General features: G+C 50.0%; 10 protein-coding genes, 1 other RNA gene and 1 pseudogene. 11 read left to right on the top strand and 1 reads right to left on the bottom strand.

Going from position 1 to position 11,597, the window contains the following annotated elements:
* The first annotated feature begins 45 nt into the window (after window positions 1-45).
* Window positions 46-463, top strand: an RNA gene (gene rnpB, locus J2X61_RS09180) — RNase P RNA component class A.
* A 124-nt stretch (window positions 464-587) separates the two neighbouring features.
* Here the strand turns inward: rnpB and J2X61_RS09185 are convergent.
* Entirely contained in the window at window positions 588-2,528 is a 1,941-nt protein-coding gene (locus J2X61_RS09185; RefSeq protein ID WP_310187488.1) for a S8 family peptidase, read from the bottom strand.
* A gap of 175 nt (window positions 2,529-2,703) precedes the next feature.
* On the opposite strand from J2X61_RS09185, the gene J2X61_RS09190 reads away from it, so the two are divergent.
* The 10 genes and pseudogenes from J2X61_RS09190 to J2X61_RS09230 all read left to right on the top strand — a co-directional run bounded on the left by J2X61_RS09190 (window position 2,704) and on the right by J2X61_RS09230 (window position 11,507).
* Complete coding sequence (locus tag J2X61_RS09190) at window positions 2,704-3,204, top strand: YpuI family protein (protein ID WP_274469362.1); 501 nt, start codon at window positions 2,704-2,706, stop codon at window positions 3,202-3,204.
* A gap of 79 nt (window positions 3,205-3,283) precedes the next feature.
* Entirely contained in the window at window positions 3,284-4,378 is a 1,095-nt protein-coding gene (locus J2X61_RS09195; RefSeq protein ID WP_274469361.1) for a glycoside hydrolase family 15 protein, read from the top strand.
* Between the two features lie 48 nt (window positions 4,379-4,426).
* Window positions 4,427-4,642: a DUF1540 domain-containing protein gene (locus tag J2X61_RS09200; protein ID WP_274469359.1), complete on the top strand. Its 216-nt coding sequence runs from the start codon at window positions 4,427-4,429 to the stop codon at window positions 4,640-4,642.
* A 2-nt stretch (window positions 4,643-4,644) separates the two neighbouring features.
* Complete coding sequence (locus tag J2X61_RS09205) at window positions 4,645-5,073, top strand: hypothetical protein (protein ID WP_310187489.1); 429 nt, start codon at window positions 4,645-4,647, stop codon at window positions 5,071-5,073.
* A 338-nt stretch (window positions 5,074-5,411) separates the two neighbouring features.
* Complete coding sequence (locus J2X61_RS09210; protein WP_274470855.1) at window positions 5,412-6,704, top strand: hemolysin family protein; 1,293 nt, start codon at window positions 5,412-5,414, stop codon at window positions 6,702-6,704.
* Window positions 6,705-6,806: 102 nt separating this feature from the next.
* A pseudogene (locus tag J2X61_RS36570) lies at window positions 6,807-7,109 on the top strand (IS91 family transposase); the annotation flags it as partial.
* Between the two features lie 429 nt (window positions 7,110-7,538).
* The gene (locus J2X61_RS09215; RefSeq protein WP_310187490.1) at window positions 7,539-8,249 is read left to right on the top strand and encodes a lytic transglycosylase domain-containing protein; all 711 of its coding nucleotides are present in this window, start codon (window positions 7,539-7,541) and stop codon (window positions 8,247-8,249) included.
* Window positions 8,250-8,375: 126 nt separating this feature from the next.
* Window positions 8,376-9,554, top strand: coding sequence for a cysteine desulfurase family protein (locus J2X61_RS09220; protein WP_310187491.1), 1,179 nt, complete (start codon window positions 8,376-8,378; stop codon window positions 9,552-9,554).
* A complete protein-coding gene (thiI, locus tag J2X61_RS09225) occupies window positions 9,551-10,759 on the top strand; it encodes a tRNA uracil 4-sulfurtransferase ThiI (protein WP_310187492.1) in 1,209 nt (402 codons plus the stop codon). The genes J2X61_RS09220 and thiI overlap by 4 nt, the downstream gene beginning before the upstream one ends.
* Window positions 10,760-10,826: 67 nt before the next feature.
* A complete protein-coding gene (locus J2X61_RS09230; RefSeq protein WP_274469354.1) occupies window positions 10,827-11,507 on the top strand; it encodes a TerC family protein in 681 nt (226 codons plus the stop codon).
* Window positions 11,508-11,597: the final 90 nt, after the last annotated feature.

Below are 11,597 nucleotides of genomic sequence, written 5' to 3' on the forward strand. Positions count from 1 at the left end.
AGTTGTATTTCGCAGGCATTCCTAGTATACTAGCCTATGCATCGGAAAGTTTGACAGACAATCGCTGGCTGCGGGTAAGCCGCAGCGAGAGGAAAGTCCGGGCTCCACAAGGCAGGGTGCTGGATAACGTCCAGTCAACGCGAGTTGAAGGATAGTGCCACAGAAATGGACCGCCGATGGCTCGCCTCAGGGCGAGATCAGGCAAGGGTGGAACCGTGGTGTAAGAGACCACGAGGTTCTATGGTGACATAGATCCTGGTAAACCCCACTTGGAGCAAGACCTAGAGGAACGCTAGCCGTTTTCGAGACGGCAGTCTTCGCCTGAGACGCGTTCGGGTTGGTCGCTTGAGCTGTGCAGCAATGTATGGCCTAGATAGATGATTGTCGCTTCAATGGTGGCAGGGGACAGACGCCCGTTACGACCACTGGAAGTACAGAACCCGGCTTACGGCAAACTTTCCATATCTGTCGGTTACCCGCATGGCCTCGGCTATGCGGGTATTATAGTTTTGAGACCACAAGAGACCGCCATACGCATTAGGTTATGCTCCTATTCAGCAACCTACGCGCAGGCGGTCTTATTTGGTTTAGCGATTCAATTCCATACCGGCATATTTCTTCGAAACAAGATTCATCTGACGGAACCACTTTTGCGGCCAATCAAACCCGATGCTCGCTTGCTCCTCGGCTTTCTGCACGGCTTTGACGACATCGATCAGGCCGTAGCCGAAATACTTATCATGACCTGGGTCGCCGAGGTCTTTGGCCGTGTCGCGCATAATTTGGTACACTTCCGTATTTTTCAGCTTCGGGTTCGCCGAACGAATTAACGCGGCCAAGGCAGTTACATGCGGGCTGGCCATCGAGGTACCCGATAAAGCGGCGTATTGATTGTTCGGATATGTGCTTGCGATGCTCACACCTGGCGCCGTCACATCGATATAGTCGCCATAATTGGAAAATGGCGCTTTGTTGTTGTTCGAGTCGCTTGCTGCAACGGCGAACACTTCGGGATACGCAGCCGGGAAGCCCGGTCGCTCCGTGTTGTCGTTACCGCTAGCAGCGATTAAGGCCACATCTTTATCATACGCATATTTAATTGCATCGTGGAGGAAGCCGGAATCCGCATAGTTCCCCAAGCTTAGATTCATGACTTTAGCACCGTGGTCCGCAGCCCAGATGATGCCTTGAGCGACGGAGTATGTGCTGCCGGCTCCGGTCTGGTCCAATACCTTCACTGGAAGCACTTTATTATACCAAGTCATGCCGGCAACGCCCAGCTGGTTGTTCACGAGGGCTGAGATGACCCCGGTGACGTGTGTGCCGTGTCCCACATCATCCTGCGGCTTATCATCACCGCTGATGACATTATAGCCGGACAGCAATTGATCTTTGAGATCGGGATGCTGGAGATCGACGCCGGTGTCAACGACCGCGACGATGACATCTTTGGCACCGCGGTTGTACTGCCAGCCCTGAACGGTTTCAATCAAAGGCAAATTCCACTGGTACCTGCCGAACAGATTATCGTTCGGCATGAAGTTCGGTTCGATGCTGGCGGCTTCGCCATTCGTATCCGCATGATCGTTATGGTAATCGCTCGTATCCTCGTCATCCGTTTCATCTTCATCGTGATCATCATAATAACCGTTCGTTAGATACAAGAAATGAGGCTCCACATAGGCAACATCCCATTTTTTGAAATACGCCATCAATGCTTTGGCCTCCATGCCTTCCGTGCGGAATACATAGGTGTACCCCAGCTTCTGGACGGAGGTGGCTTTGATTTCCGATTTGATTTGCGTGAGCTGAGCGTCCGACGGATCCTGTTTGAACTTCACGACAACCTCGTTCTGATGGTAATGGCTCGTTCCTTGGTTGTCTTCGGGATGATCGACGACCTTGTCCTTTAGTGTATCGGTATCGACGGATTCGACTTTCCAACGGTTTTCATTCGGATACGGTTCGAGCCGTAAATTTTTCATTTGATGGTCCGTGACCTGATGCAAAATATCCTGATGAATGACGCCGATGAGTGAGCTGGTACCGTCCGAGGAAGGTATTCCTTGAACGAAATACACCTGCTGTGCGGCACCGAATTTCGGGGATTGGTAATGCTTGCCTTGTCCGGCCGCGGTTTTGGCTTCCTGCAGATAAGTGCGGGCTTGCTCCCGGTAAGCGGCAGGTATTTCGCCTGCTTTGACGCCTTGTTCGAGCTTCTGCTGATTCCCGGACCAGATCAATACGTCCATCTTCTCATGCTGGGCCTTCATTGCAGTGAGAACTTTGGCTGCAGATTCGCCTGCTTCGATTTGCGCTATCATTTTGGCATAATCAACGGAGCACTGAGTTCGGCACAAATCGTCCGTCAGTTGAACATCCTGCTGAAGCAGAGTAAGCTTGGCATCCGTTTCATACTTGGTGCTGTATACCTCCGGACCGGGTTGATTCTCTTTGTTCGAGTGATGTGGAAACAGCACGACGCCTAAGCCGAGTACTAGACTAATAGAAGTTAAATAACGCCACATGCATAGCCCTCCTTCTGAAATCGTATCGCACCATCTAGCTGCGAAACGAAGTATCTTTGATTAGAGTGAGGAGCTTAGGAATCTTTTATGCACGGAATCGGGAGTTTTGCATATACCTTTTCAGGTTAATTTATGGTAGGATAGGAATAGCGCAATTAGAGGAGGTCTTCATAACATGGCTGTTTTTAATGTCAAAAATCTTTGTGATTCAACTCGTACAAAACTAAAAGAAACAACCGCCAAAATGGAGTTGTTTCTGAATCAACATTCGCTTTCACAACTTAATGTAGAAAATGATCCCGCTATGGATGAGTTTTACCGTGGTTATTTGCAAGATACACGCCACTTGCTCGTGTTCTGTGAAGTGGCTTATGAGAAACTGGGCGTTAGCTTGCGCCGTCCGACTTTCAATGTTGACTTTTCAGAGAAAGTATTATATGAAGTTTATCATACTTGCGTTAATACATTTTTCTATCCTAAGAATGAGTGTTATTCGGAAGATGGCCGTTATGCTTACACAGGACAAGACGCCATCCGTTTCCGCAAGAAACCTTCACGCGAAGTGCGCGATTTGACGATTGAGCTTTCCAAAGTGTTCGAAGAGCTTCGTGAGGATCTGGCTTACTACGAAACAGATTATATCACGCAGCGCCGCATGCAAGGCGAGAAAGTATAAACGTAACGCATAATGTCAAAAGATATAAGAGGTGCCGCTTCTCAGCAGCATCTCTTTTCTTTTCAAAAGGAGATGGAACATGCAGCATGAAGACTTGATCCAGAGAAGCATAACGATTATTACAAGCAATCAGCATCCTCGCGGAGGGTATATCGCATCGCCGCTATTTCCGCCGTATGCTTACAGCTGGTTGCGGGACGGTACGTTCATCGCAAACAGTATGGACCGAGCCGGCGAGCCGGCGAGTGCTGAGCTTTTCTACGATTGGGTGGCAGGCGTATTGAAGAATAAGCGCCCCCAAGTGGACTCCTTATTACATAAGCATGAGCATAAACAATGGATCGACCGCTCCGAGTTTCTAGGAACGCGCTATCATCTGGATGGCCGGGATGACGTATCGGAGTGGGGGCATTTTCAGCTGGACGGTTACGGTGCCTATCTATGGGGGCTAACGGAACATGTGAAGCGGACGGGCAATCGGGACCTGCTGGCAAAGTGGCGCGAAAGCATTGAAATTACAGTCGATTATTTGATGGCGTTCTGGCACTACCCGAATTTCGATTGTTGGGAGGAGTTTCCGGATTATGTTCATCCGGCGACGCTTGCCTGCGTTTATGGCGGTTTAAGGGCGCTCGGAGAGCTTGAGGAACGGCAGCCGCTTCTGGAGAAGGCTGCTCTGATTCAAGATTTCATCTTACGCCATTCTGTACATGACGGCCGTTTCGTCAAATCGATTCAATGCGTCGATGAGCTGTGGAAGCCCGTCTTGACCGGGGTTGACGCCAGCTTGATCTGGCTGGCCGTCCCCTTCGGCGTGTGTCAAGCAGACGATCCGTTGATGGTCAAGACGGTGGAAACCATCGAAAATGATTTGAAGCACGAAGGCATTCAGCGATATGTGGAAGACCGCTATTACGGGGGAGGCGAGTGGCTGATCCTGACAGCCTGGTACGGTTGGTACCAGCAGGCGCTCGGCAATCGTTCTGAAGCCCAGAGGTGCTTGGACTGGATCGCGAGCAAGGCGGATTCGCTTGGTCGTCTACCCGAACAAGTGGCAGATAGTCTAAGGGCTCCTGAAGCCTATCCGGAGTGGATAGCCAAATGGGGAGAGCCCGCGCTGCCGTTGCTGTGGTCTCACGCGATGTACTTGGTGCTATCTGACAGCCTCTCCTGAGCATAGCTCACCCTGCCCACGGGCAAATTGTTAATGAGGTGATGAACTATGCCGGATGTAAAATGTTCAGTTGCTAACTGCGAATATTGGACGCAAGGGAACAACTGCAACGCGGGAACGATCATGATTGAAGTCGATCAGCATGCCAATGCCAGCTACAATGAGGAATTCGCAGGGGAATCATTTGATACCGATCATCAAGATGCAGCGAGCAAAGCCGCGAATACTTGCTGCCACACTTTCCAAGCAAAGAAGAAGCAGTAGCGATGCGACAGCATGGAGGCCGTCTGGATAAATCGACGAAAGCGCGATTCCAGAAGGAACAGTTTCAGAAGGAAAGCGGCGTAACCCATCAAGAGGAGTATGCGGCAGAAATCACGGCGCCCTCGCGGAGAATCAATTATGCCGAGCCGTATAAGGCTAAGAATGCGGAGAAGGTCGCTCAATCGGATGTGCCCGATGAAGAGATCGATGAGCTTGTAGAGGCTGTTACACGCAATAAGGCGGTAGGGTACATCGCATTGTTCGTAGCCTTGGCTTCGCTTTTCGTATGGCCTGTGCTTCTTGGCGTATCGGGCATCGTGCTGGGCATCATCGCCTTTTTTATGGGAAACAAGGGACTGGGAACGTGGTCCGTTGTCCTAGGCTTTATCGCTTTAGCCGCCTATTTTTTATTGGTTCCTTTTTATGCCTGAAGGAGCAGCAGAACAAGCCGAGATATCGGCTTGTTTTTCTTTTTGGACAAAAAATCGGGGATTTTCGAGTTTCAGAGGGATAATTCGCGGGTAAAGTCCCGTTATGGCGTAATTATTAACCTTATCCTCCCGTTTGCTCGTACTATTTACCTTCAAGAGTCATATTCGCACCTTTGAATGATTACAGTATTATTATATAATAAACAGTGATATTTCAAATCTAAATTTAAAATTAAGGGAGGTGTACCTACTCTCCTTGGCGCGGCCGCCGTGCTTCATAGGGGATAGGTAAGGTATTGGAAGATCCTTTGCCCGAAACGTTAATTAGCTTCATATTAATGTTTGCGCTGGTTTTGTTGAATGGTTTTTTCGTCGCAGCTGAATTCGCGATGGTCAAAGTAAGAGGTAGTCGAATTGATTCGCTTGTTGAAGAAGGTCGCCGCAATGCTAAATTTGCACAAGGGATTATGAATAATCTCGATGCATATTTAGGGGCATGTCAGCTTGGGATTACATTGACTTCGTTGGGACTTGGTTATGTCGGGGAGCCGACGTTCGCAAGAATTTTAGAACCTTTATTTGCTCCACTGCATTTGCCAGATTCGGTGTTCCACACGATTACCTTTCTTATCGCATTTTCATTGATGACCACTTTGCATATTACATTGGGTGAGCAGTTCCCCAAAACGTATGCGATTCGTAAAGCTGAACAGATTACATTGCTTTCCGCAGGACCGATGGTATTATTTTACAAGATTATGTATCCATTCATTTGGTTGCTCAACGGGATTTCCAACTGGATGCTGCGCCGCGCGGGTATTGAGCCAACGACGGAGCATGAATCCGCACATACCGAGGATGAGATCAGGGTCCTCATGAAAGAAAGTCACAAAAACGGACTTATCGATAACACAGAGCTAACGCTTGTTGATAATATATTCGGATTCGCCGAGACAACAGCTAGAGAAATTATGATCCCCAGAACTGAGATGGAATGCTTGTATGCCGGGTTGTCTTATTCCGAAAACTTGGCGATAGCCATCAAAGAGATGCGCACGCGCTATCCGGTCTGCGATCCGGATAAAGATAATATTATCGGATTCGTCCATATCAAAGATTTGTTGAAGCCTGACGCTAACTTGAAGGGAATTAAGAAAATTATCCGTCCGATCACGACGGTACCGGATTCCATTCATATTGCCGATTTGCTCAAAATGATGCAAAAAAGAAAAAGTCAGATGGCGCTGCTTATCGATGAATATGGCGGAACTTCCGGTCTGGTTACGCTGGAAGACATCATGGAAGAAATCGTTGGCGAAATTCAGGATGAGTTCGATGAAGAGCGTCCGACGATTGAGATGAAGGACGAAAACACATTCTCGATCGATGGGTTACTATTGATTGATGAAGTTAATGAGTATTTCGGTCTCGATATTGAGTCCGATGATTACGATACAATTGGCGGATGGATTTACTCACAGACGGAGATACCGCCGAGCAGGAACCAACAGGTGAATTATAACGACGAGTTCCTGTTTATTGTGGAGGAAACGGATCATCTGCGTATTTCACGGCTCATCGTCCGAAGAATGACGGAACAGGACGAGATTTTGCAGCAAAATATTTCTTGAACGGAAAGAGGGACAGTCGAATAGACTGTCTTTTTTTTCAAGATATAAGAATTTATATGTTTTGGGTTTGGGGTGAGCGAAGCTTACCCCTTATTTAAATTACTGAAACCAATATTTTTCGATGAGCATCGATACTGGGATGCCTTTGTAGAAAAGCATAAAGAACATATTCGACCTAACGTAGTGAAAAAAGTACAGTAATTTCGTGGCTGCGGAGATCCCCGAAACGGAAGAATGGAGCCGATTACTAACAGAGGATGTATTCCAGGTGAATCATCGACATGTGGTATTTACGATCGATGAAGGGCTGATTTTTTGCTGCATAGAAAAATGTTGAAAGAGTTCATGGACGAAGCCGTACGGATGATTAAAGAACATTTTGAGAAGAAGCATAAGAGCGGACCGTCAGGTCGATATTCCCTGACGGTTTTTCTTAAACTGCGGCGGGGCGGGGCTCTCTCGTTGAGGGAGCCGAGCTTTTCTTGATCTGCCGCAGGCCGTAACTGGAATTTCTCCCGTTATTCGCGAGAAAATTAGCCCAGTTGTACGAATAAAGGGAATTCCTCCCGTTAATTCATTCCCATTTCGCGTAGAGGCTGCAAGTGCGGGCTGAATAACGGGAGGAATTCCTGTTATTCAGCCTTCGAGATCCGCCAGGCTGCATTTAACAGGAGAAATTCCCGCTATGGGCGGGACTCTCGGCAGAGGCTTGGCTCTCTAGGAGGAGCCGAGCTTTTCTTGTGTCGTCCCCGCAGTGAAAATTTGGGATGGTCGCGAGGGCACAAAACGTGTACAATGAAAACAACAATAGTTGAAGGAAACGAGGTTTGACGGATGAACAGCAACACCACGAGCAGTATGAACAGCATTGATCCTAGAGTATTGAAGGAGCTGCTGCAGCTTCAGATCATGGGCAAAACAAGCCTGCTCGCCGGCAATGCCGAAAGTTCGAGCACCGACGATTCCAGCGACTTCAGCGCTTTGCTGAGCACGCTAATGGGACAAGCCTCCGTCTCCGGCGATGATAACGGATCTTTGTCGGGGAATCCAGCGAACAGGATCCCAAGCTCTTTGACTGCTTTGAATCGGGCGTATTCACCGCTGCAATCGGTGAGCCATGCTTCGGCAGCCTCGCAATTCGACGGTTTGATTCAAGAAGCCAGCAGCAAATATGGGGTAGCTGTTCCGCTGGTGAAAGCGGTTATTCAGCAAGAATCCAGTTTCAACCATCAAGCGGTATCACCGGCGGGCGCCAAAGGTTTGATGCAGCTCATGGACGGTACGGGCAGAGGGTTCGGCGTCACGAATCCGTTTGATCCTCAGCAGAATGTGGATGCCGGTACGCATTTCTTAAGCAACCTGCTCAAGAAGTATAACGGCAATGAAGGCGTAGCGCTGGCCGCATATAATGCCGGACCGGGACGTGTTGACCGGCTGGGGATTAGAAACGATCAAGATTTAGCGAACAAACTGCATTTGCTGCCCAAGGAAACGCAAGCCTATGTCTCCCAGGTGTTAGGTCATAAGGTGAAATTTTCACTGTAAAAGGGAGCTCTCTTAAGCTGATTGTCGCATGCATCATGCGGGAATCGGCTTTTTGTGTTACAGTGATAACTTGAGTCCGTTATCTATTTAGGCTTTAATGAAAGAAAAAGGGGAATGAACGCAGTTATGTTATATCTCGATTATGCGGCGACGACTCCGCCCTATGAAGAAGTTATAGATACGATAGCCGAAGTTATGAAGACCCATTATGGGAACCCTTCCTCGATTCACGGGCTTGGCGTAGGGGCCGAAAGGCTCCTCGACGGGGCGAAAGAGGTTATCGCGGCGGCTCTCGGCGTAAAAGCTGCTCATATTATTTGCACGTCCGGCGGGACGGAAAGCAATAATTTGGCGATCCGGGGGGCGGCCTACAGCTACCAGAACCGAGGCAAGCACCTCATAACGACATGCATTGAGCATCCCTCGGTGAAAGAGGTGTTCGGCCAGTTGGAGCGGGAAGGCTTCCGTGTCACTTATTTGCCGGTCAACCGTCTGGGCCGCGTAGAGCTTGAATCGTTGGAGGCGGCGCTCAGCGAGGATACGATTCTGGTCAGCGTGATGCATGTTAACAACGAAGTAGGAACGATACAGCCTATCAGGGCAATCGGCTCCTTGCTGGCCAAATATCCGAAGGTGTTGTTCCATGTGGACGCCGTCCAAGGCGCCGCGAAGCTGCCTTTCTCGCCGAAGGAGTGGGGCGTGGACCTATGCAGCGTTTCCGCGCATAAGTTCCGCGGTCCTAAGGGAGCGGGTTTTCTGTACCGCAGAGAAGGCGTGCAGCTGAAGCCGCTTCTGCTCGGCGGCGGCCAAGAGGGCGGTCTGCGCTCCGGTACGGAAAATGTGCCGCTCATCGTCGGCATGGCGAAGGCGCTGCGAATCTCGATGCAGGGGCTTGAGGCGAAGGTGGCGCACAAATACAAGCTTAGAGGCCAACTGGTGGAGGGCATCCGGTCGATCCCCGAGCTTACGCTGACAGGCTCTGAAGTGAACGAAGAGATGGCGCCGCATATCGTGCATTTTGCTTTTGCCGGTATGAAAGCCGAGGTTGTCGTGCATGCCTTGGAGCAAAGGCAGATGTATATTTCAACGAAATCAGCCTGCGCTTCCGAGGAATCTGATCCCAGCGCCGTCATGCTGGCCTTGGGCTGCACGCGCGAACAGGCTGTGAGCGGCCTGCGAGTCAGCTATTCGGACGAACATACGGAAGCGGATATAGCGAACTTTTTGGCGGCGCTTAGAGCGGTTGTGAGCGAGCTGTCACCGATGATGGACCAAACGACAGGAAGAAGGGGCAAGCAGATATGAAACCGGATTGTTTGATATTGCGTTTCGGCGAGCTGACGCTTAAAGGCAAAAATCGCAAGCGCTTTGAGCGCAGCGTCATCGCGCAAATTCGTAAAATTTTAGGAGCATTTCCCGATTTGAGGTATATTCCGGAATATGGACGCGTATATGTGGAGCTAGGGGGTGCTCCATACGAGGAAGCGTCCGCGGCTTTGCAGCGCGTGTTTGGACTTGCGTCGTTCAGTCCGGCTTACCATGCAGCGATGGAGGTCGAGGCCATTAAAGAAACGGCGCTGCGGTTGATGCGTCATCTCCCCAAACAGCCGGCAACTTTCAAAGTGACGGTGCGCAGAGTCAATAAATCGTTTCCGCTGGATTCGCAGCAGATGAATTATGCCGTAGGCGGTTATGTCCTCGAAGGGATGCCAGGCCTCAAGGTTGACGTTCGGCAGCCTGAAACGGAGCTTCGTGTCGAGATTCGCGAGGATCAGGTGCTCCTGTATGCCGAAGTGATCGAATGTGCCGGCGGTTTCCCGGCGGGAACCAGCGGCAAGGCGCTGCTGATGCTTTCCGGGGGAATCGACAGTCCGGTGGCGGGTTGGCTGGGCATGCGGAAGGGACTTACGCTGGAAGCCGTTCATTTCCACAGTTACCCTTATACGAGTGAACGCGCCAAGGATAAAGTGCTGGAATTGGCGCATCAGCTTGCGGGCTATACCGATTCCATCCGGCTGCATCTCGTGCCTTTTACGGATGTGCAGACGTCCATTCACCGTTTCTATAAGGATAACTTATTAGTAACGTTAATCCGCAGAGCGATGTACCGCATTGCCGAGGGGATCGCCGAACGCGAGGGGCTGAGCGCTTTGCTGACAGGTGAAAGCCTGGGTCAGGTAGCCAGCCAAACGCTGCCAAGCTTGAATGCGATCGGGCGCGTCGTGTCTCTGCCGATTTTGCAGCCGCTCATGATGATGGACAAGCAAGAGATTATCCGAATCGCCGAACGGATCGGCACATTTCCGATTTCTATTTTGCCGTACGAGGATTGCTGCTCGTTGTTTCTTCCTCCTTCCCCTAGTACGAATCCGAACCTGAATATGGTGGAAAGACTCGAGGGCAGTATGGACTTTCTGCCAGACTTGATTCGCAAAGCCGTGGAGCAAACGGAAACGATCGAAATTGTACATGGACAATTGAACAAGGTGCCGGACCCGCATTTCTTCTAAATGCGTTCCCGGCGCCAGCAGTCGGTGATTGTTCACCAGCTCGCCATGCACCGGGAGGTTGTAAAGCATGATTGATGCGCTCATTTTGTTCCTGCAAATTATGTTGATCAATATTGTGCTTAGCGGCGATAATGCGGTTGTGATTGCTTTGGCAAGCAAAAACCTACCGCTGGAACAGCGCAAGCTGGCCGTCTGGTGGGGGGCGTTCGGGGCCATCGCCCTGCGGCTTGTGCTGACGCTAGTGGCGGTAAGCTTGCTGGACATTCCGTTCATTCAAGCGGGGGGCTCCATCTTGCTGTTCTGGATAGCAATCAAGCTGTTGACGGATGATGACGGGCATACGAATGTGAAAGAAGCTTCGACGCTCGGGAAAGCGATCTGGACTATCATTGTCGCGGACTTCGTCATGAGTCTGGACAATGTTCTGGCGATCGCGGCCAAAGGGAACGGCAACAACACCGTTATTATTTTGGGTATTGGGCTCAGCATCCCGATCATTATTTGGGGAAGCACACTCGTCATGGAGCTGCTGCATAAATTCCCGATTCTTGTTTACATAGGCGCAGGTATACTGGGGTATACGGCCGGCGAAATGTTCGTTAAAGACGAGAAGATGATCGACTGGTTCCTGCACGACTATGAATTTTTGCACGTTTGGATTCCGATCGCGCTCTGCACGCTGGTGATTTTGATCGGAGCTTCGGTGAAATGGCTGCGTCTGTTTCAGCTTAGGGCAAGAAACGAATAAATGGGAACACAAACCGTCAAGCTGGTTAAAACCAGTGAAGCGGTTTTTTTCTATTTATTGGACATCGAATTGAAACTTTTTTCCATTTTT

It is taken from the genome of Bacillus sp. 3255 (assembly GCF_031456485.1).
In the GTDB taxonomy this organism is placed as follows: Bacteria; Bacillota; Bacilli; order Paenibacillales; family NBRC-103111; genus Paenibacillus_E.